Annotated in this window: 21 protein-coding genes; 8 read left to right on the top strand and 13 right to left on the bottom strand. The window is 71.9% G+C overall.

The window, feature by feature from the left end:
* Positions 1 to 28: 28 nt before the first annotated feature.
* Positions 29 to 2,089 carry an acyl-CoA dehydrogenase family protein gene (locus ACLJPY_RS14335; protein ID WP_410588795.1) on the bottom strand — a complete coding sequence of 687 codons (2,061 nt, stop codon included), beginning with the start codon at positions 2,087 to 2,089 and terminating at the stop codon, positions 29 to 31.
* 139 nt (positions 2,090 to 2,228) lie between these two features.
* Between ACLJPY_RS14335 and kstR the strand changes: the two genes are divergently transcribed.
* Entirely contained in the window at positions 2,229 to 2,855 is a 627-nt protein-coding gene (kstR, locus tag ACLJPY_RS14330) for a cholesterol catabolism transcriptional regulator KstR (RefSeq protein WP_084093608.1), read from the top strand.
* A gap of 8 nt (positions 2,856 to 2,863) precedes the next feature.
* On the opposite strand, the gene ACLJPY_RS14325 is transcribed toward kstR, so the two are convergent.
* Positions 2,864 to 3,694, bottom strand: a complete 831-nt coding sequence (locus tag ACLJPY_RS14325) for an LLM class F420-dependent oxidoreductase (protein WP_410588792.1) — start codon at positions 3,692 to 3,694, stop codon at positions 2,864 to 2,866.
* Between the two features lie 77 nt (positions 3,695 to 3,771).
* Between ACLJPY_RS14325 and ACLJPY_RS14320 the strand changes: the two genes are divergently transcribed.
* Positions 3,772 to 4,467, top strand: coding sequence for a class I SAM-dependent methyltransferase (locus ACLJPY_RS14320; protein WP_410588790.1), 696 nt, complete (start codon positions 3,772 to 3,774; stop codon positions 4,465 to 4,467).
* On the opposite strand, the gene icmF is transcribed toward ACLJPY_RS14320, so the two are convergent.
* Positions 4,464 to 7,697, bottom strand: a complete 3,234-nt coding sequence (gene icmF, locus ACLJPY_RS14315; protein ID WP_410588788.1) for a fused isobutyryl-CoA mutase/GTPase IcmF — start codon at positions 7,695 to 7,697, stop codon at positions 4,464 to 4,466. The two genes, ACLJPY_RS14320 and icmF, sit on opposite strands and share 4 nt — an antisense overlap.
* A gap of 138 nt (positions 7,698 to 7,835) precedes the next feature.
* Here icmF and ACLJPY_RS14310 point away from each other — a divergent pair, with 138 nt between their 5' ends.
* Genes ACLJPY_RS14310 through ACLJPY_RS14300 form a run of 3 tightly spaced genes read left to right on the top strand, consistent with a single transcriptional unit; the run spans position 7,836 to position 9,242 of the window.
* Positions 7,836 to 8,162: an ArsR/SmtB family transcription factor gene (locus tag ACLJPY_RS14310; RefSeq protein WP_410588787.1), complete on the top strand. Its 327-nt coding sequence runs from the start codon at positions 7,836 to 7,838 to the stop codon at positions 8,160 to 8,162.
* On the top strand, positions 8,155 to 8,595 hold the full coding sequence (locus tag ACLJPY_RS14305) for an SRPBCC family protein (RefSeq protein WP_410588786.1): 441 nt from the start codon (positions 8,155 to 8,157) through the stop codon (positions 8,593 to 8,595). The genes ACLJPY_RS14310 and ACLJPY_RS14305 overlap by 8 nt, the downstream gene beginning before the upstream one ends.
* The gene (locus ACLJPY_RS14300) at positions 8,592 to 9,242 is read left to right on the top strand and encodes a DUF899 domain-containing protein (protein WP_410588784.1); all 651 of its coding nucleotides are present in this window, start codon (positions 8,592 to 8,594) and stop codon (positions 9,240 to 9,242) included. The genes ACLJPY_RS14305 and ACLJPY_RS14300 overlap by 4 nt, the downstream gene beginning before the upstream one ends.
* A 51-nt stretch (positions 9,243 to 9,293) precedes the next feature.
* On the opposite strand, the gene ACLJPY_RS14295 is transcribed toward ACLJPY_RS14300, so the two are convergent.
* The 4 genes from ACLJPY_RS14295 to ACLJPY_RS14280 are packed head-to-tail and all read right to left on the bottom strand — an operon-like array spanning position 9,294 to position 15,327.
* Positions 9,294 to 9,857, bottom strand: a complete 564-nt coding sequence (locus ACLJPY_RS14295) for a GTP-binding protein (protein ID WP_004561255.1) — start codon at positions 9,855 to 9,857, stop codon at positions 9,294 to 9,296.
* A gap of 28 nt (positions 9,858 to 9,885) precedes the next feature.
* Complete coding sequence (locus tag ACLJPY_RS14290; protein ID WP_410588782.1) at positions 9,886 to 10,602, bottom strand: DUF742 domain-containing protein; 717 nt, start codon at positions 10,600 to 10,602, stop codon at positions 9,886 to 9,888.
* A gap of 7 nt (positions 10,603 to 10,609) precedes the next feature.
* A complete protein-coding gene (locus ACLJPY_RS14285; RefSeq protein WP_004561253.1) occupies positions 10,610 to 11,062 on the bottom strand; it encodes a roadblock/LC7 domain-containing protein in 453 nt (150 codons plus the stop codon).
* Positions 11,059 to 15,327, bottom strand: a complete 4,269-nt coding sequence (locus ACLJPY_RS14280) for a nitrate- and nitrite sensing domain-containing protein (RefSeq protein ID WP_410589208.1) — start codon at positions 15,325 to 15,327, stop codon at positions 11,059 to 11,061. Before ACLJPY_RS14280 ends, ACLJPY_RS14285 begins: the two co-directional genes overlap by 4 nt.
* Before the next feature lie 1,008 nt (positions 15,328 to 16,335).
* Between ACLJPY_RS14280 and ACLJPY_RS14275 the strand changes: the two genes are divergently transcribed.
* Both ACLJPY_RS14275 and ACLJPY_RS14270 read left to right on the top strand, forming a co-directional pair.
* On the top strand, positions 16,336 to 16,764 hold the full coding sequence (locus tag ACLJPY_RS14275; protein WP_410588781.1) for a DUF485 domain-containing protein: 429 nt from the start codon (positions 16,336 to 16,338) through the stop codon (positions 16,762 to 16,764).
* Complete coding sequence (locus ACLJPY_RS14270; RefSeq protein WP_410588780.1) at positions 16,761 to 18,353, top strand: cation acetate symporter; 1,593 nt, start codon at positions 16,761 to 16,763, stop codon at positions 18,351 to 18,353. Before ACLJPY_RS14275 ends, ACLJPY_RS14270 begins: the two co-directional genes overlap by 4 nt.
* A gap of 19 nt (positions 18,354 to 18,372) precedes the next feature.
* Here the strand turns inward: ACLJPY_RS14270 and ACLJPY_RS14265 are convergent, their stop codons facing one another.
* On the bottom strand, positions 18,373 to 18,933 hold the full coding sequence (locus tag ACLJPY_RS14265) for a TetR/AcrR family transcriptional regulator (protein WP_410588779.1): 561 nt from the start codon (positions 18,931 to 18,933) through the stop codon (positions 18,373 to 18,375).
* Positions 18,934 to 19,066: 133 nt separating this feature from the next.
* Between ACLJPY_RS14265 and ACLJPY_RS14260 the strand changes: the two genes are divergently transcribed.
* On the top strand, positions 19,067 to 20,491 hold the full coding sequence (locus ACLJPY_RS14260) for an MFS transporter (protein WP_410588778.1): 1,425 nt from the start codon (positions 19,067 to 19,069) through the stop codon (positions 20,489 to 20,491).
* Here ACLJPY_RS14260 and ACLJPY_RS14255 read toward each other — a convergent pair.
* The 5 genes from ACLJPY_RS14255 to ACLJPY_RS14235 form a co-directional block, all read right to left on the bottom strand.
* Positions 20,469 to 20,810: a DUF3817 domain-containing protein gene (locus ACLJPY_RS14255; RefSeq protein ID WP_410568490.1), complete on the bottom strand. Its 342-nt coding sequence runs from the start codon at positions 20,808 to 20,810 to the stop codon at positions 20,469 to 20,471. The genes ACLJPY_RS14260 and ACLJPY_RS14255 overlap by 23 nt on opposite strands.
* 13 nt (positions 20,811 to 20,823) lie before the next feature.
* Entirely contained in the window at positions 20,824 to 21,237 is a 414-nt protein-coding gene (locus ACLJPY_RS14250; protein ID WP_410588776.1) for a hypothetical protein, read from the bottom strand.
* Positions 21,238 to 21,302: 65 nt separating this feature from the next.
* The gene (locus ACLJPY_RS14245; protein WP_410588775.1) at positions 21,303 to 22,217 is read right to left on the bottom strand and encodes a lytic transglycosylase domain-containing protein; all 915 of its coding nucleotides are present in this window, start codon (positions 22,215 to 22,217) and stop codon (positions 21,303 to 21,305) included.
* Positions 22,218 to 22,340: 123 nt separating this feature from the next.
* On the bottom strand, positions 22,341 to 22,823 hold the full coding sequence (locus ACLJPY_RS14240; RefSeq protein WP_410588773.1) for a helix-turn-helix transcriptional regulator: 483 nt from the start codon (positions 22,821 to 22,823) through the stop codon (positions 22,341 to 22,343).
* A gap of 364 nt (positions 22,824 to 23,187) precedes the next feature.
* A complete protein-coding gene (locus tag ACLJPY_RS14235; protein ID WP_410588771.1) occupies positions 23,188 to 23,355 on the bottom strand; it encodes a hypothetical protein in 168 nt (55 codons plus the stop codon).
* Between the last annotated feature and the right edge of the window lie 23 nt (positions 23,356 to 23,378).

Raw genomic sequence — 23,378 nt, 5'->3', positions numbered from 1 at the left:
CGGGGCATCACGCGTGATGGGAGGGGCATCAGCGGGGCAGGCCCAGGAGGCGCTCGGCCGTGAGGGACCGCAGGACCTGCGTCGTGCCGCCCGCGATGGACAGGCACCGCGTCAGGAGGAATTCGTGCTGGGCCGGGCCGTCGGCGCGCAACGCGGCCGAGCCGGCCAGCTCCAGCGCGAACTCCGCCACGTCCTGGCGGTGCTGGACGCCGAGCAGCTTCCGGACGCCCGACTCCGCGCCCGGGTCCTGCCCCTCCAGCCGGCGCAGGGCCGCCCGCAGGTCCAGGACGGACCCGGCCACCCCGTCGGCCACCAGCGAGCCGAGCCGCTCCAGCGCGACGTCGTCCAGCGCTGACGCGTCCACTGTGGACACCAGTGACTGCACGCTCTCCCCGACCGCCGAGCCGCTCCCGATGGCGACCCGCTCGTTGGCCAGCGTCGTGCGCGCCAGCCGCCAGCCGCCGCCCGGCGGGCCGACGACGTCGGCGTCCGGCACGAACACGTCGTCGAGGAACACCTCGTTGAACACCGCCTCGCCGGTGATCTCGCGCAACGGCCGCGTCGTGATGCCGGGAGCGCGCATGTCGACCAGGAAGTACGTGATGCCCTTGTGCTTCGGGACGGCCGGGTCGGTGCGGGCCAGGCAGATGCCCCAGTCGGCTTCACGAGCCAGCGACGTCCAGACTTTCTGCCCGGACAGCCGCCAGCCGCCGTCGACCCGCCGGGCCGCCGTCCGCAGCGCCGCCAGGTCGGACCCCGCGCCGGGCTCGCTGAACAGCTGGCACCACGTGATCTCGCCCCGCAGGGTGGGCCGGGCGAACCGGGCGCGCTGCTCCTCGCTGCCGTGCTCGAGGATCGTCGGCACCGCCCACGCCCCGATCACCAGGTCCGGGCGGCGGACTCCGGCAGCGCTCAACGCGGCGTCGATCCGCAGCTGCTCGGCGGCATCGGCGCCCCGGCCGTACGGCGCCGGCCAGTGCGGCGTCAGCAACCCCGCGTCGGCCAGGGCGGCCCGCTGGCCGGCCACGGGCAGTTCGGCGATCCGCGCGACCTCGTCCCGCAGCGAAGGATCGTCTCCGACGTCGACGCCCAGGGTCCGTTCGGTCCCGGACAGCGCCAGCGAGGCCGCCCGCCGCCGCCACGAGCCGCCCAGCCACTGCCGCAGGGCCACGGCCCGGCGCAGGTACAGGTGCGCGTCGTGCTCCCAGGTGAAGCCGATCCCGCCGAGGACCTGGACGCAGTCCTTGGCGTTGGCGACGGCGGCGTCGAGGGCGACGACGGCCGCGCTCGCCACCGAAAGCGGGTGCTGCCCGGAGGCCGCGTCCCAGGCCAGCGCTTCGGCGGCTTCGGCGCGGCACAGCATCTCGGCGCACAGGTGCTTGACCGCCTGGAAGGCCCCGATCGGACGGCCGAACTGCTCCCGGACCTTGGCGTGCTCGACAGCGATGGTCAGGCACCGCCGGGCCACGCCCGCCGCTTCGGCCGCGGCCAGCGTCGCCGCCAATGGGGTCACGGGCGGCAAGGTGAGCAGGTCGCCACGGGCTCCCGCGAACCGGACGCGCGCCAGCGGGCGCGAGAAGTCGAACGCCTCCAGTGGTTCGACGGTCACCCCGGGCGCGCCGGGCGCGAGCAGGACGTGGCCGCCTTCGACCGGCACGAGCAGCCAGGCGTCCGGGTGCGCCCCGGGCACGGGCCCGCTGAGACCGTCCTCGAGGGACACGGCGTCCAGCAGGACCGCGACCGTGGCCTGTCCCTCGGCCAGGCTCGGAAGCAGTTCCTTGACTTCGGGGACTTCGGCGACTTCGGCGAGCAGGAGCCCGGCGAGCGCAGTGCCGAGCACCGGGCCGGGAACGAGTTCTTCCGCCGCCGCGGCGAGGCCGGCGGCGAGGTCGGCGACGCTGCCGTCGGCCCCGCCCGCCGCCGCGGGCAGTGCGACACCGAACAGGCCGAGCGCGGCGAAGCCGGCGGGAATTCCCGCGGCGGTCCCGGCTTCCGCCGCGCGCACCGCCGCCCGCGGGTGGTGCGCGGCGGACCAGGCGTGGATCGCCTCGGCCAGCGCGGCCTGTTCCTCGGTGAGCGCGACCGGCATGGGGCCTCCTCGCAGGCGTGACACTACTCGCAAGTGTAGAACGTGTTACAGTTTTTCGGCCAGTGGGTCAATTGTCGCGAGGTTCGCCAGGCCAGGTAATCTACGTCGTGAACTGGAACAAGTTCCGAAGGACGGGGGAATGCCGATGCCAGGCAAGACCAAGGCCCGCGGCAACGGCCTGGGCGCGATCGGCGCGGACGAGCTCGGCTCGGCCGCCCAGCGCGACCGCCGCCGCCGGATCATCGACGCCACCCTCGCGCTGGCCTCGAAGGGCGGCTACGACGCCGTCCAGATGCGCGCGGTCGCCGAGAAGGCCGACGTCGCCCTCGGCACGCTGTACCGGTACTTCCCCTCGAAGATTCACCTGCTCGTGTCCGGGCTGGCCCGCGAGTTCGAGCGCGCGCAGGAGAAGCTGGAACGCCAGGCCATCCCGGGCGACACACCCGCCGAGCGGCTGATGTTCGTGCTCGGCCGCAACACGCGCCTGATGCAGCGCGACCCGCACCTGACCGAGGCGATGGTGCGCGCGTTCATGTTCGCCGACACCTCCGCCGCGGCCGAGGTCGAGCAGGTCGGGCGGCTGATGGAGAACATGTTCGCCAAGGCGATGGGCATCGCCGAGCCGACCGAGGCCGACCGCGACATCTTCCACGTCGTCGCGGACGTCTGGATGGCGAACCTGGTCGCCTGGGTGACCCGCCGGGCCTCCGCCGCCGACGTCGCCAACCGCCTCGAACTGTCGGTGCACCTGCTGCTGGACAAGTAGCAAGCGGGTCAGCGGTGCGCGGCGGCGACCTCCGCCAGCTCGTCGAGGGCCTTGAGCGTCTCCGCTTCCGGCAGCGTGTCCAGCAGGAACGTGTACCGCTCGACGCCGGCCTCGCGGAAGCCGTCGATCACCTTCGGCGCCGTCGGGCCGCCGAAGACCGCGAACTGCACGTCTTCGCGCCCCTGGTCGGCCAGCCAGCGGCGGACCCGCTGAGCCTCCTGGTACTTCGTGTAGCCGCGAAGAAGCCAGCCGTCGCCGTACTTGGCCAGCCGGTTCAGGGCGGCCTCGCTCTCGCCGCCGATGTAGATCGGGACGTGCGGCTTCTGCACCGGCTTCGGCCAGCTGAAGATCGGGTCCAGGTCGATGTGCTCGCCGTGGAACTCCGCCTGCTCGGAAGTCCAGATCTCCTTGAGCGCGGCCAGCTGCTCATCCATCAGCGCGCCGCGCGTCTTCGGGTCCGTGCCGTGGTTGCGCATCTCCTCCCGGTTCCAGCCGACGCCCACGCCGAACAGCGCCCGCCCGTCGGAGATCAGGTCCAGTGACGCGACCTCCTTGGCCGTGTGGATGAGGTCGCGCTGGATCAGCAGCGCGATGCCGGTGCCGAGCCGCAGCTCCGAGGTCGCGGTGGCCGCCGCGGTGAGCGCCACGAACGGGTCGAGCGTGCGGTAGTAGACGCGTGGCAGCTCTCCCCCGCCCGGGTAGGGCGTTTCCCGGCTCACCGGGATGTGCGAGTGCTCGGCCAGCCACAGCGACTCGAAGCCGCGTTCTTCCAGGGCCGCGCCCAGCACGTCCGGGCGGATGCCCTCGTCGGTCACGAACGTCGAAATCCCGAATTCCATGCCTCCAGGACTACCACCGGGTCAGCAACGGGTGCAGGATGGAGTCATCTCATCATACGTTGAATAAAGGGGTGGTCATGGACGTGCAGGACGTCGACTTCGAGGAGCTCTACCGAGGCGCCGCGCCGATGGGCCGCAAGATGCCGTGGGACCTCGGGGCCCCGCAACCCGCGGTCGTCGCGCTGGCCGACGCCGGCGAGTTCGGCGGCGACGTCCTCGACATCGGCTGCGGCCTCGGGGACAACTCCGCGTTCCTCGCCTCCCGCGGCCTGCGCGTCACCGGCTTGGACGGCGCGCCCTCGGCGATCGAGCAGGCGCGCGCCCGCGCCGCGGAGAAGGGCCTCGACATCGAGTTCGCCGTCGCCGACGCGACGAAGCTGACGGGCTACGAAGGCCGCTTCGACACGGTCCTCGACAGCGCGCTCTACCACTGCCTGAACGAGGATGAGCGCCGCGCGTACGTGGCGGCACTGACCCGCGCGACGCGGCCGGGCGCGCGGCTGCACCTGTTCGCCTTCTCCCCGGCGGTACCGGCGGGTTTCCCGGCCCCGTACCTGATCAGCGAGGCCAACCTGCGGGAGACGGTCGGCGAGGACTGGACGATCGAGCGCCTCGAGCCGACGGTGTACACGACGTCGATGACACCGGAGGAGCTGCGGCACAGCGTCCGGGTGGTGCTCGGCGAGGAGCCCGCCGCCCTGACCGGGATGGACACCGACTCCGACGGCCGTGTCCTGGTCCCGGTCTGGCAGCTGAAAGCCGTCCGCCGTTAGACGTTGCGGCGGTACTGCCCACCCACCTCGAAGAACGCCTCCGTGATCTGGCCCAGTGAGCACACCCGCGCGGCGTCCACCAGCACCCCGAACAGGTTGCCGCCGCGGGTGGCCGCTTCGCGCAGGGCCTTCAGCGCCTGCTGGGCCTCCTCGTGGTGGCGGCGCTGGAAGTCGGCGAGGCGGTCCAGCTGGGACTTCTTCTCGTCCTCGGTCGCGCGGGCCAGCTCGACCTCGACCTCGTCCTCGCCCGACCGCGGGTTGCGGAAGGTGTTGACGCCGATGATCGGCAGCGAGCCGTCGTGCTTCTTGCGCTCGTACAGGATCGATTCGTCCTGGATCTTGCCGCGCTGGTAGCCGGTCTCCATCGCGCCGAGGACGCCGCCGCGCTCGCTGATCCGGTCGAACTCGGCCAGCACGGCCTCCTCGACCAGGTCGGTCAGCTCGTCGATGACGAACGAGCCCTGCAGCGGGTTCTCGTTCTTCGACAGGCCCCACTCCTTGTTGATGATCATCTGGATGGCCATCGCGCGGCGCACCGACGACTCCGACGGCGTCGTGATCGCTTCGTCGAACGCGTTGGTGTGCAAGGAGTTCGCGTTGTCGTACAGCGCGCACAGCGCCTGCAGGGTCGTGCGGATGTCGTTGAAGCTCATCTCCTGCGCGTGCAGCGACCGCCCGGACGTCTGCACGTGGTACTTGAGCTTCTGCGACCGCTCGTTCGCGCCGTACCGCTCGCGCATCGCCACGGCCCAGATCCGGCGCGCCACCCGGCCGAGCACGGAGTACTCGGCGTCCATGCCGTTGGAGAAGAAGAACGACAGGTTCGGCGCGAAGTCGTCGATGTCCATGCCGCGCGCGAGGTACGACTCGACGTAGGTGAACCCGTTGGACAGCGTGAACGCCAGCTGCGAGATCGGGTTCGCCCCCGCCTCGGCGATGTGGTAGCCGGAAATGGACACGGAGTAGAAGTTCCGGACGCCGTGCTCGATGAACCACTCCTGGATGTCGGCCATCATCCGGAGGCTGAACTCGGTCGAGAAGATGCAGGTGTTCTGGCCCTGGTCCTCCTTGAGGATGTCGGCCTGCACCGTGCCGCGGACCGTGCGCAGCACCCACTCGCGCAGCTCGGCGGCCTCGGCGTCGGACGGCTCGCGGCCGTGCTCGTCGCGGAACGCCGTCAGCTTCTGGTCGATCGCCGTGTTGAGGAAGAACGCGAGGATCGTCGGCGCCGGGCCGTTGATCGTCATCGACACCGACGTGTTCGGCGCGGTGAGGTCGAAGCCGTCGTAGAGCGCCTTCATGTCGTCGAGCGTCGCGATGGACACGCCCGACGTGCCGACCTTGCCGTAGATGTCGGGACGCGTGTCGGGGTCGTGGCCGTAGAGCGTCACCGAGTCGAACGCGGTGGAGAGCCGCTTGGCTTCGGAGTCGGCCGACAGCAGCTTGAACCGCCGGTTGGTGCGGAACGCGTCGCCCTCGCCGGCGAACATCCGCGCCGGGTCCTCCCCGTCACGCTTGAACGGGAATACGCCGGCGGTGTACGGGAAGTAGCCCGGCAGGTTCTCGCGCCGCAGGAACGACAGCAGCTCGCCGGATTCGGCGTACCGTGGCAGGGCCACCCGCGGGATCCGGTTGCCGGACAGCGTGTCGCGCCACAGTTGCGTGCGCAGTTCCTTGTCGCGGATCTTCACGACGAGCTCGTCCTGGCGGTACTCCTCGGCCAGCGACCGGAACCGCTCCAGCAGCTTCGTGGATTCACCGTCTACATCGGACTCAGCCGCCGCGAGCAGCCCGTCCAGCGCGTCGGTCGAGGCGTCCACCTTGGCCAGCTCTTCGCGCGCGACGGCCAGCGCGTCACGCTTGCGGATCGCGGCGACCTGCGCTTGCGTCTTCGCGTGGTAGCCGCGCACGGTCTCGGAGATCTCGGCCAGGTACCGGGACCGGGTGCCCGGGATGATCGTCGACGCGTCCGTCGAGACCTTGACCTCGACCTGCGGCAGCGTGCCCGCGGAGACGCCGAGGCCCCGCTCGGCGAGCAGCCCGCGCAGGTGCTGGTACAGCGCGGTGACGCCGTCGTCGTTGAACTTCGCCGCGCTCGTGCCGTACACCGGCATGTCGTCCGGCGCCGACGAGAAGGCCTCGCGGTTGCGCACCAGCTGCCGCGCGACGTCGCGGCGGGCGTCCTCGGCGCCGCGGCGCTCGAACTTGTTGATCGCGACGACGTCGGCGAAGTCGAGCATGTCGATCTTCTCCAGCTGCGACGCGGCGCCGAACTCCGGCGTCATCACGTACAGCGAGTTGTCGACGAAGTCGACGATGCCGGCGTCACCCTGGCCGATGCCCGGGGTTTCGACGATCACCAGGTCGAACCCGGCCGCCTTGCAGGCGAGGATCGATTCGCTGAGCCCGGCCGGGATCTCGCCCGACGTCGTGCGGGTGGCCAGCGAGCGGAAGTACACCGGCGAGCCGTCGAGGCAGTTCATCCGGATGCGGTCGCCGAGCAGCGCGCCGCCGCCCTTGCGCCGCGACGGGTCGACGGCGAGCACCGCGATCCGCAGCTTGTCCTCCTGGTCGAGGCGGAAGCGGCGGATCAGCTCGTCGGTGAGCGAGGACTTGCCCGAGCCACCGGTGCCGGTGATGCCGAGCACCGGCACCTCCCGCTTGCCGGCGGCTTCGGTGAGGCCGCCCAGCAGGTCGCCGGGCAGCTTCCCGGCCTGCAGCTGGGTGATGACGCGCGAGAGCGCGGCGACGTCGCCGGAGAGCACCTTGTCGAGCGAGGGAGCTTCGGCCGTGAGGTCGACGTCGCAGGCCTTGATCATCAGGTTGATCATGCCCGGGAGGCCCATTTCGTAGCCGTCCTCGGGCGAGAAGATGCGGGCGACGCCGCGCGAGTGCAGCAGCTCGATCTCCTCGCGCACGATCACCCCGCCTCCGCCGCCGAAGACCTTGATGTGGCCGGCGCCGCGCTCGCGCAGCAGCTCGACCAGGTAGGAGAAGTACTCGACGTGCCCGCCCTGGTAGGCGGAGATGGCGACCCCCTGGACGTCCTCGGCGATGGCCGCGGTGGCCACCTCGTCGACCGACCGGTTGTGGCCGAGGTGGACGACCTCGGCGCCCTGCGACTGCAGGATCCGCCGCATGATGTTGATCGACGCGTCGTGGCCGTCGAACAGACTCGACGCCGTGACGAAGCGGACCGGGTGCACGGGACGGTACAGCTCGCTGCTCATCCTTCCAAAATACTTTGGCTTCCTACTATTGGAAACCCGAGGACCAGTGACGCGGCTCTCAGCGCAACCGGGGAGAGTCTTGACAACGGCCAGCTCGGACCTATATTTAACGAGTACGTTAATTAACAGGGTGGTGAAATGACCGACACGCTGAGCCGGACGTTTTCCGCCCTCGCCGACCCGACGCGGCGCGCCATCCTCGCGCGCCTCTCGACCGGCGAGGCGACGGTGAACGAGCTCGCCGAGCCGCTCCCGATGAGCCTGCCCGCGGTGTCCCGGCACCTGAAGGTCCTCGAGGAGGCCGGGCTGATCACCCGGGGCCGGACGCGCCAGTGGCGGCCGTGCCGGCTCGAGGCGAAACCCCTGGAGGACGTCGCGGACTGGGTGGCCACCTACCGCCGGTTCTGGGACGACGGGTTCGACCGTCTCGAGGACCACCTGCGGAGGCTGACCGGCGATGCCTGACCTCACCACCACCCGCGTGTTCGACGCCCGGCGCGAGCTGGTCTTCGCCGCGTGGACCGACCCCGACCAGCTGGCGAGCTGGCTCGGCCCGCACGGCTACACCGGCTCGGCCGTCACCCTCGCCACCCGCCCCGGGGGCGCCTGGCGGGCGTGCATCCGGTCTCCCGAGGGCGACGAGCACTGGATGCACGGCGTCTACCGGGAGATCACCGCCCCCGAACGGCTCGTGTTCACCTTCGCCTGGGACACCGAAGGCGACCTGCGCACCGAGACGCTGGTGACGATCGGCTTCGCCGACCTCGGCGGCAAGACCGAGATGACCTTCGTCCAGACCGGCTTCCCGACCGCCGCCGACCGCGACGGCCACGGCGAGGGCTGGGCCTCCACCTTCGAGGACCTGACCGGCTTCATCCGAGGAAAGGACGTCCGATGACCGCCACCCTGCCCGAGATCGTCTCGCCGGAGGAATGGCAGGCCGCCCGCGACGCGCTGCTCGTCAAGGAGAAGGAGCTGATGAAGGCGGCCGACCACCTCGCCGCCGAACGCCGCCGGCTCCCGATGGTGCCCTTCACCAAGGCCTACGAGTTCGAGTCGGCCGAGGGGAAGCAGAGCCTGCTCGACCTGTTCGACGGCCGCCGCCAGCTGATCGTCTACCACTTCATGCTGCACCCGGGCGACGAGGCGGGCTGCCCCGGCTGCTCACTGGTCGTGGACAACCTGCCGCACCTGGCGCACCTGCACGCCCGCGACGTCACGCTCACGGTCGTCGCGCCGGCGACCCTGCCCGAGATCGAGCGGTACAAGACCCGCATGGGCTGGGACGTGCCGTGGGTGTCCGCGCACGGCACCACCTTCCCCGACGACTGCGGGGTCGGCAGGGGCTTCGGCGTCAGCGTGTTCCTGCGCGACGGCGACGCCGTCTACCGGACCTACTTCACCTCCGGCCGGGGCGGCGAGGCGTTCCTGTCGTCGCACCGGTACCTCGACATCACACCGCTGGGGCGGCAGGAGGCGTGGGAGGAGGAGAGCCGCGGCGACGACGCGCCCAGCTCGTGGTGGCGCCGGCACGACGAGTACTGACCGTCCCGCGAACGGCGCCCGGGCCCGGGGCATCCCCCGGGCCCGCCGGCGTCAGCGGGCGTTGGCCGCCCGCAGGGCGATCCACTGCCGCATGGCGTACTCGACCAGCGTGATCAGCGTCTGCTTCGTCGACTCGCGGTCCCGGGCGTCGCAGCGGACGATCGGGATGTTCGGGTCGATCGACAGCGCCTCGCGGACGTCGTTGATGTCGTGCTCCAGCACGCCGTCGAACGTGTTGATGCCGACGATGTACGGCAGCCCGCGGTCCTCGAAGAAGTCGATCGGCGCGAACGAGTCGGCCAGCCGGCGCGTGTCGGCCAGCACCACCGCGCCGATGGCGCCGCGGACCAGGTCGTCCCACATGAACCAGAACCGCTGCTGCCCGGGCGTGCCGAACAGGTACAGGATCAGGTCCGCGTCCAGCGAGACGCGGCCGAAGTCCATCGCCACCGTGGTCGTCGACTTGCCCGGCGTGTGGTCGAGGTTGTCCACCCCGACGCTGGCGTCGGTCATCATCGCCTCGGTGGTCAGCGGCACGATCTCCGACACCGACCCGACGAAGGTCGTCTTCCCCGCACCGAAGCCGCCGGCCACCACGATCTTGGCGGATGTCATGGTCGGGGGCGCGGTGTCCCGCGGTGCCTTAAAGCCGACGGAGTCCACTCAAAACCCTTTCCATCAACACCAGATGTGCCTCGGCGCCGTCATTGCCCGTAATCGTCTTGTGCACCGTGACCAGCCCCGCGTCGGCCGCGTCGCTGATCAGCACCCGGGCCACGCCCAGTGGCACCCGCAGCGCCGAAACGATCTCGGCGACCGAACGGGGGGTCCGGCACTCTTCCATGATCGAGATGCACTCGATCTGCTCCGCGGCCACCTCGGGGAAGCCACCGGTGGCAGCGTAGTCCTTCGCGGAGATCAGTGTCTCCAGCTCCAGGGCATAATTGGCCCGGGTGCGGCCGCCGGTCAGCGCGTACGGCCGGACGATCGCCGTCAGCTCCTCGGGCGCGGGCGGCTGCTCGAACACCGCGGGCATGACGAACTCGCCGCTGGGCGGGCCCGGGTCGAACAAACCGCCTGGTCTGGGGCTGTCCCCGTCGGTACTGCCGGGTGGAGAGACTAAAGAGGTCACATGATCTCCTTGGTCGGCCGACGGCGCGGGGGCCGTCGGATCCGCGGCCGCGTGCGCACCGGCGGCCGGCGGTTGCGGGGACTCCTTGCTCTTCTTGCGCTTCCGGCGGGCACGGCCGGAATCCAGCGTGAACCCGTTGAGGACGTCGGCGAACGTGCCGTCGTCCCCACGCCCGCCGGGGTTGCGCCCCGCGGGTGGTTCGCCGTCGAATCCGGACCCCGTGCTCATCGCGCCATCATCCCACCGGTTCGCCGATCAGCGACCCCCCGGAGCCCTGAAGCTGAGCGCGCAGCTCCGGGGTGAGGATCTGGCCGACGCGGTCGACGAGCATCGTCATCTCGTAGGCGACCTGGCCGATGTCGCAGTTGGGGGCGGCCAGCACGGCCAGGCACGAGCCGTCGCTGATCGACATCAGCACCATGATCCCGAGCTCCATCTCGACGACGGTCTCGTTCACGGCACCGGCTTCGAAGCAGCGGGCGGCCCCCTGGGTCAGGCTGACCAGGCCCGATGCGACGGCGGCGAGCTGGTCGGCCCGGTCGAGCGGGAGCCGGTTCGACGCGGTCAGCAGCAAGCCGTCCGCCGAGACGACCACGGCGTGCGCCACGCCGGGCACCCGTTCCGCGAAGTCGTTCACCAGCCAGCCGAACTGGTTCTGCGTCGGCTGAGCGCTACTCGGCGAGGTCATTCACCCTCCAAGGTCTCGTGGTTGGTCTCGGCCGCCTGTGCGGTGCGGTGGCGTCCGCGCTCGATGCCCTGCTGGAAGCTCCGCAGGCGGCCCCGCACGTCGTGTGCGTCCCGTTGTGGTCGGGGGGCCGTGGCCCCGGTGGACGGTCCGGCGCTGCCGGGGAGCAGCTGCTCCCCGCGACGGCGCCGGGGCAATCCTGCCGAAGTGAACGTGGAGGGTGCCGACTGGGACACCGCTTGCACGGCGCGCCAGCCGTCGTCCGTGCCGAAGTCCCACTCGGTGGTGACCTCCACCGCGAACTCTTCCCGGCTCTCGGTGGACATCCGCCCGTCGGCGACGGGCAGCCGGCCGGAGTCCTGGTGCCGCCCGTTGAGCGGCGGAAGAATACCCGAGGTGGACCCGCCGGCCGCCGGACGGCGGCTCGGCAGCGCGCCACCGGCGGGGGGCCGCTGGGGGTCTTGGTCTGCGTGCGGGGCGGCTGCGGGTGCTGAGGAGGCCGCCGCCGACTGAGGGGCTGCGGGCTGCGGTGCGGCCGCGCCGGGCTGCGGTGCGGTGGTGGGGGCGTGCGGCTCCGCGCCCGGGTGGGGGGTGGCTTGCCCAGCGGTGCCCGGGTGGGCAGCTTGTCCAGCGGTGCCGAGGTGGAGGGTGGCTTGCCCGGCAGTGCCCGAGTGAGCGGGTTGTCCAGCGGTGCCCGAGTCTGCGAGTTGTCCGGCAGCGACCGAGTGGGCGGCGGCTTGCCCAGCGACGCCCGGCTGGGGCCCGGCGGTGCCCGGGAGCGCGACGGCTTGCTCGGCAGCGCCCGAGTGGCGGGCGGATTGCCCGGCGGCCGCCGGCTGCGCGAGCGCGGCCGCCTCGTGCTGCGCCGATGAGGGTTCCTGCCCGGCCGCGGGCACCTGCCCGTCGGGGGCCGAGCTCGCCGCGGCAGCCTGCTGCCCCGCCTGCCCCGAGCCCTCCGGCGTGGCATGCGCCGCACCGGTCGGCTCCTGCACCGGCTCCACCGAACCCGCGGTCTGCGACACCGGCTCCTGCCCCGGCGCAAACGCTTCCGGCACGGCCCGCGCCGCACCCGCCGCCGGCTCCTGGCCTTCTGCCTGTCCCGCGGATCGCTTCGGCTGCTGCCCGAACGCCTGCGGCTCAACCTGCGCCGAACCCGCGGCTTGGCCGGCCGCCCGCTCCTGGCCCGGCTCCCCCGAACCCGCGGTCGGCACCACCGGCTCCTGCCCCGGCGCAAGCGCTTCCGCGATGCCCCGCGCCGAACCCTCCGCGTGCCCAGCCGTCGGCTCCTGACCGGGCACGAACGCCTGCGCCGAACCCTGCGTGGCCGCGGCGCCCTCCGGCGCCACCCCCGCCTGCGGTCCCGTCCCTACACCCTGCTCGCCGGCCGATCGGCCCGCCGACTGGGCCGTTCCCAGTCCCGGTCCCGTCGGCGTGCCCGGCTGGGAAGCCGGCCGGGAACGCTGGGCCGCGGCCTGGCGGGCCTGGCGGCGGCCGCGGGTCACGCCCTGCTGGAAGCTGCTCAAGCGGCCGCGGACGTCCGCCGGGTCGCGGACCGGGAGGTCCGGGCGGGGCGGAGCCGGCTGGGGGAGCTGGGCCGCGGCCGGGGTGGCGCTGCCCGGCAGGAGCTGCTCGCCGCGGCGGCGGCGCGGGAGGCCCGCCTCCGTGAACGCCGTCGGCTCGGCCTTCGTGCGCTCCTGGACCGTGCGGAAGTTCTCGTCGCTCGCGAAGTCCCAGCTGCGGCGCTCCTCCGGCGAGACCTGCTCGGCGGCCGCCGGCTCTTCCTCCGAACCGGCGGGCGAACCGGCAGGCGAACCGGCCGGCTTGTCCTCGCGGAACCACGCCGACAGCATCTCGTCGAAGATCGGTGTCGTCTCCGAACGGTCCGCCGCCGGGGCCGGCGGGGGCGGTTCCGACCCCGCCGTCGCCTCCTGCCACCAGTCGCTCAGCGTCGTCTCGTTGGCCGTGAACAGGTCCCGGCCCGCCGGCAGGTCGTCCGCGCGCGGCGGCTGCGGCACCGGCAGCACCGCCGGCAGCGTCGGCCGCGGCGGGACGTCCTCGTCCTTCTCGATCGGGGCGAACAGCGCCGTCCCGGAAATCTCCAGGTCCGAGGGCGGGCGGCCGCCCGACAGCCCGGCGAGATCGCTCGCCGACGGCCAGCGCTCTTCGCCCATCGCCGGCTGCTGCGGCACCACCGGCCGCGGGCGGGTCGTGCCGTTGACCGGGCGCCGCGGCAGCCGGTTTCCCGCCGCCGGGCTCGCCGGGTGCGGCTGCAGGGCGCCGATCGGGCCGGTCGCCGGGCCGTCGGTCAGCGGCATCACCAGCTCCGCCGGGACCACGACCGTGGCGCGGACGCCGACGATGTCCTTGCCGCCGTGCAGCGACACCCCGATCCGGTGCCTGCTGGCGAGCCGGCCGACGACGAACAGGCCCATCCGGCGGGACGTCACCAGGTCGACCGACCCGGCCTCGGTCAGCCGGGTGTTCGCCTCGGCGACCTCGGCCTCGTTCATGCCGATGCCCTTGTCGAGGATGTCGATCTCGAGCGAGCCGTGCTCCCCCAGCCGCGAAGCCACGGTCACCGTGGTCTCCGGCGCGGAGAACGCCGTGGCGTTGTCCAGCAGCTCGGCGACCAGGCGCATCAGGTCGCTCGCGGCGTAGCCGACGATCCGGGCGGGCGGCGGCGGCTGCACCTGGACCCGCTGGTACTGCTCGATTTCCGACACCGCGGCGCGCAGCATGTCGGTGGTGCCGACCGGCTTGCCGGACCGGCGGCCCGGTTCGGCGCCCGAGAGCACCATCAGGTTCTCGTTGTTGCGCCGCATCCGGGTGGCGAGGTGGTCGAGCTGGAACAGCGTCGCCAGCTGGTCGGCGTCCTCTTCGTCCCGCTCCAGCTGCTCGATCAGCTGCAGCTGCCGCTGCACGAGGCTCTGGCTGCGCCGCGACAGGTTGACGAAGACGCTGCCGTAGCCGGTGCGCATCGCGGCCTGCTCGGTCGCCAGCCGCAGCGCCTGGTGGTGCACCTTGTCGAACGCCCGCGCCACCTCGCCGACCTCGTCGTCGGTGTGCACCGGGACCGGCCGGACGTCGGTGCCCTGCGCGCGGCCCTCCTGGATGTTGCGGACGGCTTCCGGCAACGCGGTTTCGGCGACGTCGAGGGCGCTGCGGCGCAGCACCTTCAGCGAGCGCAGCAGCTGGCGGGTGATGAGGAAGACCACCGCGACGGCCAGCACCATCGCGGCGAACAGCAGCACCGCGAGCAGGCCGGCGCCGCTGCTGGAGTCGTCGACGAGCTCCGCCGCCGTCTGCGACGCCGACGCGCCGAGCCGGTCGGCGATCCGGCCGATCTGCGTGCGCATCGCCGCCGAGGCGTTGTTCCACTCCGCGGCGGGCAGCGCGCGGAACGCGTCGTCCACCGCGCTGCTCTGGGCGTTCAGCACCGTCTCGACCATCCGGGCCCGGCTCTGCGCCTCGGTGCCCTCGGCGATCGCGGCGAAGTCGCGCTGCAGCGTGTCGCCCGACGCCGAGCGGAAGTCCACCAGCCGGTCGGCGAGGCGCAGCTCGGCGGCCCGCAGGATGGCCAGCTCGCTGGGGGTCAGCCCCGCCCGCCCGATGCCGTAGGAGACGAGGGCCTGGCTCAGCGACACCTGCTCGCCCGCGACCAGCAGTTCGTGCAGGCCCGCGGGCATGCCGCCGAGGGTGCCGTCGCCGGCGCCCGCGGTGGCCGCGGTGTCGAGGCTGATCAGCGACCCGGTGAGCGCGGAGTACGCCGTGATGGCCTGCGCGGGGTCGAGCTGGCCGCCGTCGACCTGGCGACGCAGGAACGCGAGGTTGCCGACCTGCGCCGACGCCGCGCCCGCGGCACCGGACACGCCGGGCTCGGCTTCGGCGGCGCGGGTCTGCTCCGCGGTGAACGGGCCGATCGCGGCGTCGGTGGCCTTGCGCGCCGCGGCCAGGTCGGGGGTGCCGCCGACGGTGCCCGCGGTCAGCATCGCCGACGTGACCGTGCGCTCCTGCTGGAGGACGGCGGTCAGCGTGCGGATGCCGCCGCCGAGGGCGACGAGCCGGTCGAGCCGCTGGTACTCGTCCGAGCGGCCGACCTGCGCGGCGATCGTGGCCACGCCCAGCACCAGCGCGAGGACGATCGGCACGACCGTGACGGCCGAGAGCTTGACGGGCAGGCTCCAGTCGCGCCACTGCACGAGCGCGCGCCACCGGATCTTCCCCTTCGGCGGCCGGGGCGCTCGGCCGAGCAGTTCCCCGACGGGCACCTGGCCTTCTCCTGCAACGGTCACGTGAGTGACTCCCTGTCCGGCGTCATGGATCCGCGTCGGCGGCGCGGCGCTCCGGCTCGCAGCGGGCCGCCGGACGGCCGTGCCGTCCCCGCCCTGCCGCTCGCCCGGCGCCCTCGCTCGGCCCCGGCTGCCCCGCCGTCCGCGCGCCCGTCGGGCAGGCACCGTCCCGCCGTCCCGTGCCCGGGACTCTGCACGTGCATGTCGCAAGTTGCGTTGTGCACGGTGATCGAGATCAACTTTATCGGTGCCAATCGATCGCTGCGGTCAGCTGGGCCAAGAAATCGTACCCCCGATGCCGTGCCGGTCAATTGTGTTCCCCGTTCGGGCGCTGACCTGCGAAAAGTGCTTTCGGGACCGGATGCGGGCCACACCATTCCGCGACACCGCCCCCGAAAGCGGGAATTCCGGTTACCGGACTGCGGGCCGGTCGCATCCGGCGGTCACCCGATTAGCCCATGCAGGGTAGCAGTATCCCTCGGTCGATCTACACTCCGTACCACCAACGGGTGGGTCAAGGCCCAAGGTGTGCCCGATGTTGTGGCGTTCCGCGTTCTCCCGCCCCGACCTGGTGATTTCTGACAGAACCCTACCCTGACCAGTGGATCTTCGCCCTACGCCCGGCCGCCGACGCCACCCGCGGGCAGGATCAAGTCCGCTTTTTGCTTACTGACGGTGACCAGCGCCGCGAAGGACGCTCGCTCGTTAGCCCGTTCGCCGCAACCGTCTTCGACCGCGACAACGTGCCGTCACAATTCTTTTCGGCATTGCGGACGTTCTCCACGCCCCTTGCCGGGCGCCACCCATTCGACACCACCGCGCGCAATACGAATACCGCCACGCGGACCGGCCGGAGCATCCGGCCGCCTTCGGCCGCCGCCGGACGGCGTAGTTACGATGTGCCCTCGCAGTCCGCAAGGGCGGCCCGGTGCCCTCCCGCAGGGCGCCCGGGGCCCGCCGCCACGGAGGCACTCTGCCGGAGGCACCATGTACGACGTAGCGCGACCCTCGCCGGGCAACGCCCTCGAGGAGACGAGCCGGATGCCGGTCCTGCCCGCCGGGCCCGGCCCGGCCGTCGGGCCGCCGCAGCGCCCGGCCGCCCCCGACTACCTCGCGATCCAGGCCAGTCCCGGGTTCCGCTCGCTGCGCCGCCGGTTCCGCGGGTTCGTCTTCCCGCTGAGCTTCGCGTTCTTCGCCTGGTACATGACCTACGTGCTGCTGGCCGCGTACGCGCACGACTTCATGAGCCGCAAGGTGTTCGGCCAGGTCAACGTGGCCATCCTGCTCGGGCTGGGCCAGTTCGCCAGCACCGCGCTCGTCACCTGGCTCTACCTGCGCTACGCCCGCCGCCGGCTCGACCCGCAGGTCGCCGAGCTGCGGGCGGCCGCGGGCCTCACGGAAGAGAAGCACCGATGACCGCACTCGCCGCGGGCGGCTCCGCCACCAGCGATCCCGTCGTCAACACCGTCGTGTTCGCCCTCTTCGTGGCGATCACCCTGTACGTCGTCTACCGGGCCGGCAGCCGGACCTCCTCGACGTCGGACTACTACGCCGCGGGCAGCGCCTTCACCGGCCGCCAGAACGGCATCGCGCTTTCGGGCGACTTCCTGTCGGCGGCGTCCTTCCTCGGCATCGCGGGCGCGATCGCCGTCCACGGTTACGACGGCTTCCTGTACTCGATCGGCTTCCTCGTCGCCTGGCTGGTCGACCTGCTGCTGATCGCCGAGCTGCTGCGCAACACCGGCCGGTTCACGATGGGCGACGTCATCAGCTTCCGGATGAAGCAGCGCCCGGTCCGGGCCGCGGCGGCGACGTCGACCCTGGTGATCTCGCTGTTCTACATGCTGGCGCAGATGGCGGGCGCCGGCGGCCTGGTCGCCCTGCTGCTCGACATCCACACCCGGCTCGGGCAGGCGCTGGTGATCGGCGTGGTCGGCCTGGTCATGGTCGTGTACGTGCTGGTCGGCGGGATGAAGGGCACCACGTGGGTGCAGATCATCAAGGCCGGCGTGCTGATGCTGGCCGTGGTGCTGATGGCGGTGTTCCTGTTCGGCAAGTACGGCTTCAGCTTCTCCAACCTGCTCTCAGCCGCGACCGAGAAGAGCCCGCTGGGCGAGCACCTGCTCGAACCGGGCGGGTCCTACGGCACGAACGGCACCACCAAGCTCGACTTCGTGTCACTCGCACTGGCCCTGGTGCTCGGCCTGTCCTCGCTACCCCACCTGCTGATGCGCTTCTACACGGTGCCGAACTCCTTCGAAGCGCGCCGCTCGGTCGTCTGGGCGACGGTGTGCATGCTCATCTTCTACGTCTGCACGCTGGTGATCGGCTTCGGCGCGGCCGCGCTGGTCGGCTCGGACGAGATCAAGAACGCCCCGGGCGGGGAGAACTCGGCGGCGCCACTGCTGGCGCTGCACATCGGCGGCACGCTGCTGCTGGGCGTCATCGCCGCGGTGGCGTTCGCGACGATCCTCGCGGTCGTCGCCGGGCTGACGATCACCGCGTCGGCGTCCTTCGCCCACGACGTGTACGCGAACATCTTCAAGCGCGGCAAGGCCGAGCCGGCGGACGAGGTCCGGGTCGCGCGGCTGACCGCGATCGTGGTCGGTGTCCTCGCGATCGTCGGCGGGGTGCTGGCCAACGGGCAGAACGTCGCGTTCCTGGTGGCGCTGGCGTTCGCGGTGGCGGCGTCGGCCAACCTGTCGACGCTGCTGTATTCGTTGTTCTGGAAGCGGTTCAACACCACCGGCACCCTGTGGGGCATGTACGGCGGCCTGATCGCGTGCCTGCTCCTGGTGCTCTTCTCACCGGTCGTCTCCGGCGCCCCGGACTCGATCCTCAAGAGCATCGACTTCGCCTGGTTCCCGCTGAAGAACCCGGGCCTGGTGTCGATCCCGTTCTCGTTCCTGTGCGGGTTCGCCGGCACCCTCGTGGGCCGCTCGAAGGCGGACGCGGAGAAGCAGGCGGAAATGGAAGTCCGCGCGATGACGGGCATCGGCAGCTGACCGCGCCGGACGGCCTGCGTCAGGCGCGCAGGCCGTCCAGGATCACGGTCAGCACGCGCTTGCCGTCCTCCGGGCTGCAGTTGCGCACGGCCATCCCGGCGCCGTGCCCGAGCCGGAGGAGGTCCACACCGACGACGTCCGGCCGGACGAGCCCGGCTTCCTGCGCCGCCTCGACGAGCACGCCGGTGGCCTCGCGAAGCCGCTTCTGGCAGTACAAGAAGGTCTCCGAGCCGGAGTCGATCGACTCCTTGAGGACCGTCGCCAGCTTGTGCCGCTCGACGACCCAGGTGACCTGCGCGAGCAGCCACGCTTCCAGGGCTTCCCACGGCGGCAGCTCGTCGTGCAGGACGAACGCGCGGTCGGCGAGCACCGTGATCTCGTCGCGGTAGACCGCTTCGAACAGCTTCTCCCGCGTCGGGAAGTGCCGGTACAGGGTGCCCGCGCCGACGCCCGCCTTCTTCGCGATGTCGTCCAGCGGCACGTCGGCGCCGTGGGCGGTGAAGAGGTCCTTCGCCGTCGCGACGATGCGCTCGTAGTTGCGCCGCGCGTCCGCGCGCATCGGACGCTCGGTCTCGGGCATCCCGGCCTCCTCGCCATCAACCGGAGAGATTCTCCGAATTCACTTGCGCATCCGGAGACACTCTCCATATTATCGGATCATCGTCAAGTGGAGAACGTCTCCGCTTCTCTCTTGCTCCTTGGGGGAGTATCCCTTGCCGCACCAAACGCTCGACCGCGCGCCCGCACCGGCGCGTCCCCACCGCAGCGGGCTGGTCCTCGCGATCATCCTGACCTGCCAGCTCATGCTCGTGCTCGACGCGACCGTCATGAACGTCGCCCTCCCGCGCATCCAGGCCGACCTGGGGTTCTCCCCGACCGGGCTGTCGTGGGTGATGACGGCCTACAGCCTGGTCTTCGGCGGCCTGCTGCTGCTCGGCGGCCGCGCGGGCGACCTGTTCGGCCGACGGCGGATGTTCGTCGCGGGCACCACCCTGTTCACGCTCGCGTCGCTGGCCGGCGGGCTCGCCGGCTCCGCCGCGCTGCTCATCGCCGCCCGTGTCCTGCAGGGCGTCGGCGCCGCCATGGCGGGTCCGAGCACGCTGGCGCTGGTCACGACGACGTTCACCGAAGCCAAGGCCCGTGTCCGCGCGCTGGCGCTGTTCTCCGCGATGTCCAGCGGCGGCTTCGCGATCGGCCTGATCGTAGGCGGCCTGCTCACCGAATGGATCTCCTGGCGTGCCGCCTTGTTCATCAACGTTCCGTTCGGGCTGGCGATCGCCCTGCTCGCGCCGCGGTTCGTGGCCGAACCCGAACGCCGCCGCGCGCACCTGGACCTGCCCGGCGCGGTCACCGGCACCCTCGGCGTCGGCGCGCTCGTGTTCGCCTTCACCCACGCCGCGTCCGACGGCTGGGGCAACCCGGTGACGCTCGGCTCGCTCGCCGCCGGCCTGGCGCTGCTCGCCGGGTTCGTCGCCGTCGAAGCCCGCACGGCGCTGCCGCTGGTGCCGCTGCGGCTGTTCGCCGACCGCAACCGCAGCGCGGCCTACGTCAACTTCTTCCTCGGGCCGATGGCGATGATGTCGATGTTCTTCTTCCTCACCCAGTTCATGCAGGACATCCGGCACTTCGCCGCGCTCGCGACCGGGTTCGCGTTCCTCCCGATGGCGGCGCTGATCTTCACCATGAGCCGGCTCGTGCCGCGGCTGCTCCCCCGCTACGGGCCGAAGCCGCTGGCGCTCACCGGTTCGGTGCTGATGGTCACCGGCGTCGGCTGGCTCACGATGCTGACCACCGGCAGCACCTACTTCCCGGCGCTGCTGGGGCCGCTGCTGCTGATGGGCCTCGGCGGCGGGCTGGCGTTCGCCCCGCTCAACGTGATCGTGATGGCCACCGTGCCGAGCGAGGATGCGGGCGCCGCGGGCGGCGTGCTGCAGACGATGCAGCAGGTCGGCAGCACGCTCGGGCTGGCCGTCCTGGTCACGGTGTTCGGCTCGGTGACGCGTTCGGCGGGCACGACGGGCGCGCAGCGGACGGTCGACGGCATGACGGCGGCGTTTTCGACGGCCGCGGTGTTCGCCGCGTGCACGGTGCTGGTGGCGCTGACGTTCCGCCGCGTTACAGCTTCTGGCCGGCCTTGACCCGGTGCGTCACCCGGCGCTCGACGAGGAAGGAGACGAACGGGACGCAGCCGGCCAGCAGCACGAGCACGGTGCCCTTGATCGACCAGCGGGCCTTGATCGCCAGGTCGATGGTGAGCACCAGGTAGATCATGTAGAGGACGCCGTGGATCGGCGAGTAGACCGCCGACGGCGTCGGGTTGCCGAAGGCGTACCGCAGCACCATCACGAAGCACAGGCCGAGCAGCCCGACGCCGGTGACGTAGGCGGCGGTGCGGAACCGGACCAGGGGGCCGTCGAGCGGCACGGCCGTCCGGGCGCCTTCGGTGCTGGTGGTCATCGGGTCGTCGTCCTCACTCTGCGGCCTGCTGGTCGCGGGCGTTGAGCTCGCGCAGGTAACGGTTGTAGGCGGCCAGCTCGTCGTCCTCGTCCGCGGCCCCGGTGCTCGGGAGGGGCGTGTCCGGGCGGGGACGGGGGGCGGGCACCTCCGGCTTCCGGGCCGCGGGCGCTTCCGGCTCGGCTGCGGACTCCGCTTCGGCCTTCTCCCGGAGCTTGCGGATCCGCCAGAACATGAAGGCCGGGAACAGCCCGAACAGCGGCCACTGCAGGACGTAGCCGAGGTTCTGGAAGGTGCCGTTGGCGGAGGTGAAGCGGTCCCACTGCCACCAGGCGAGCCCGCAGCAGACGAGCAGGCTCACCACGCAGGTCGCGACGATCGCGATCCGCCGTCCCCACGGGGAGGCGGCCGGTGGCGGGGAAGCTGGCACGCTTCGACGCTAGCACTGGCCGGCTGAGAACCGGCGGCCGACTTGGGGTCCGGGTGGCCCGGCTCTCAGCCCTGCTTGCGCGCCGCCTGCGCCGCCTTCGCGTAGCCGTCCGCCAGGCCGAAGACCTTCTGCGCGTACTCCGTCGAGTTGTTGTACGACAGGATCCCGGCCCACCAGCCGCTCGGGCTCGCCATGTCGCGGCCGCCCGCGCAGAGGTACCGCGCCGCCGCCAGGGCCGCGTCGTCGATCTGCTGGGGGTCGCCGAGGCCGTCGCCGTTGCCGTCCGAGGCCCACTTGCGCCACGTGCCCGGGATGAACTGCATCGGGCCCACCGCGCGGTCCACGGCCGGATCGCCGTCGTAGCGGCCGCCGTCGGTGTCGCCGATCGCCTGGACGCCGGCCGATCCGTCGAGCGGGACGCCGATGATCGGCTTGGACGGGCGGCCGTCGGCGCCGAGCACCGCGCCCGCGTACTGGCCGTGGTTGGACTCGATGCGGCCGATGCCGGCCAGCGTGGCCCACGAGATCTTGCAGCCCGGCTGGTCCGCGCGCATCGCCAGCTCGGCGTTGCCGTAGGCCTGCAGGGCTCGCGCCGGCACACCGGTGGCCGCCGCGACCTGGGCCGCCCACTGCGAAAGCGTGGCCGGACCGGTCTCGCGCGAGCGGGCCTGCTGCGGGCTCGTCTGCTGCTCGGCCCCGCCCGCCGCCACCCCACCGGCCGGCGCGACCGAACCCGGGCGGACGTCGGCCGCCTTGACCTGCAGGGCGGGGATTTCGGTGGTGGTCGGGCTCGCCTCCGGCGTCGCCGCGCGGGTGACGAGCCAGATCCCGCCGCCGGCCACAGCCAGCACGGCGAGGACCACGATCAGCCGGGTGAGCACGGCCACGCCCGGAGCGCGCGGTGCCGGTGCGGCGGGGGCGGCTTCCTCGGCACTCGGGCCGATCGGGTCGTCCTCGGTCTTTCCGGTCCTGGTGCGCACGAAACTCCGGTCCTCCAGCGTGATGTCGACGAAGTGTCAACGAGCCCGCGCACAGTGGCGTTACGCGGGTCGTCCCGATCGTCTCATCCCACCGGGTCACCCGGTCGGGTGGAAACCGGCTCGTCAGGCGGATTTCTGCTGCCGCGCGAGCCGGGCCACGCACCAGGCCGGGGCGCTGCCGCGGCGCAGGTGCTGCAGGACGGTCATCGGCCCGAGCCGCCTGCTCAGGTCGGACGGCGCCAGTCCGGCCGCCCGGTAGTCGAGGGCGCGCTGGTCGAGCGGGCTGATGCCGGCGTCCCACCACTCCTCGGCTTCGGCGACGCCGCCGACCATCTGCCACCAGCCCGCGGCGGCGGTGAGGAGCTCTTCGGGCACTTCCGGCAGCCGGCTGCGCATCGCGGCGAGGTAGCCGGGGTCGGCCGACTCCACCGGGACGAACCGAGACTGCCCGGTCCGGGCGCGCTGGCCGGGAATGCCCGGGGCCTGCGCGGGAGCGTCGGCCAGCCACGCGGACGCGATGCGGTCGACCTCCTGCTCCTCCGGGGTCTGCTCGCGCTCCGCGGCCCACTGCCGGATCAGCGCGTCCACTCCGGGATCTCCGGTCATCCCTGCCTCCTTGTAGGTCCCCGACGGACAGGACCTGACGCCTGCCCCACGCGGTGGTGCCGCACGCACCAACCTGCACCTTGCTGAGTGGAAACTGCCTGCGTACCGGGGTTCTCCGGGGGGATGGTCAACCACCCGATCACGCAATGTGAGCACCGTAGGGCCGGGGTGGTCCCCTTCGCCAGACCCCGGGTGGTGCGAATTCGACGACCTGCGCGTTTTCGGCCGCAATCCACCCGGATGGTCGAGTGGCGGGGTCCGAAATCCGAGATCGGTGACGCACGGTGATTTACCGTCCGTTAACACGCACAGTAGTCACCGGTACGGCCCGTGAGGCGGTACCGCGTCCCCCGCGAAGGGGAGGTCAGGAGAAGAGCGTCCGGAAGAACGTCACGATCGCTTCGGCGCCGTCCTTGAGCCAGCCGAGCACGCGGTGCACGAAGTCGGCGGACTGGGTGGGCTGGGTGATCAGCAGGAAGAGCACGAGCGCCACCACGCCCACGATGAGAATCTTCTTCACGCCGCCCGACATGCGCTTCCTCCCCGGCTCGCCGT

The sequence above is a fragment of the Amycolatopsis sp. lyj-23 genome (assembly GCF_046549135.1).
GTDB lineage: Bacteria > Actinomycetota > Actinomycetes > Mycobacteriales > Pseudonocardiaceae > Amycolatopsis.
The sequence above is the reverse complement of the archived record's forward strand: the minus strand, read 5'-3'. Positions and strand labels throughout refer to the sequence as shown.

Coding starts and splice junctions, on each gene's coding strand:
- ACLJPY_RS14270 (WP_410588780.1), top strand. CDS start 16,761: ATGACCGCACTCGCCGCGGGCGGCTCCGCCACCAGCGATCCCGTCGTC.
- ACLJPY_RS14295 (WP_004561255.1), bottom strand. CDS start 9,857: ATGACATCCGCCAAGATCGTGGTGGCCGGCGGCTTCGGTGCGGGGAAG.
- ACLJPY_RS14285 (WP_004561253.1), bottom strand. CDS start 11,062: ATGACCTCGCCGAGTAGCGCTCAGCCGACGCAGAACCAGTTCGGCTGG.
- ACLJPY_RS14320 (WP_410588790.1), top strand. CDS start 3,772: ATGGACGTGCAGGACGTCGACTTCGAGGAGCTCTACCGAGGCGCCGCG.
- ACLJPY_RS14290 (WP_410588782.1), bottom strand. CDS start 10,602: ATGAGCACGGGGTCCGGATTCGACGGCGAACCACCCGCGGGGCGCAAC.
- kstR (WP_084093608.1), top strand. CDS start 2,229: ATGCCGATGCCAGGCAAGACCAAGGCCCGCGGCAACGGCCTGGGCGCG.
- ACLJPY_RS14300 (WP_410588784.1), top strand. CDS start 8,592: ATGACCGCCACCCTGCCCGAGATCGTCTCGCCGGAGGAATGGCAGGCC.
- icmF (WP_410588788.1), bottom strand. CDS start 7,697: ATGAGCAGCGAGCTGTACCGTCCCGTGCACCCGGTCCGCTTCGTCACG.
- ACLJPY_RS14335 (WP_410588795.1), bottom strand. CDS start 2,089: ATGCCGGTCGCGCTCACCGAGGAACAGGCCGCGCTGGCCGAGGCGATC.
- ACLJPY_RS14325 (WP_410588792.1), bottom strand. CDS start 3,694: ATGGAATTCGGGATTTCGACGTTCGTGACCGACGAGGGCATCCGCCCG.
- ACLJPY_RS14305 (WP_410588786.1), top strand. CDS start 8,155: ATGCCTGACCTCACCACCACCCGCGTGTTCGACGCCCGGCGCGAGCTG.
- ACLJPY_RS14255 (WP_410568490.1), bottom strand. CDS start 20,810: ATGACCACCAGCACCGAAGGCGCCCGGACGGCCGTGCCGCTCGACGGC.
- ACLJPY_RS14235 (WP_410588771.1), bottom strand. CDS start 23,355: ATGTCGGGCGGCGTGAAGAAGATTCTCATCGTGGGCGTGGTGGCGCTC.
- ACLJPY_RS14265 (WP_410588779.1), bottom strand. CDS start 18,933: ATGCCCGAGACCGAGCGTCCGATGCGCGCGGACGCGCGGCGCAACTAC.
- ACLJPY_RS14240 (WP_410588773.1), bottom strand. CDS start 22,823: ATGACCGGAGATCCCGGAGTGGACGCGCTGATCCGGCAGTGGGCCGCG.
- ACLJPY_RS14275 (WP_410588781.1), top strand. CDS start 16,336: ATGTACGACGTAGCGCGACCCTCGCCGGGCAACGCCCTCGAGGAGACG.
- ACLJPY_RS14310 (WP_410588787.1), top strand. CDS start 7,836: ATGACCGACACGCTGAGCCGGACGTTTTCCGCCCTCGCCGACCCGACG.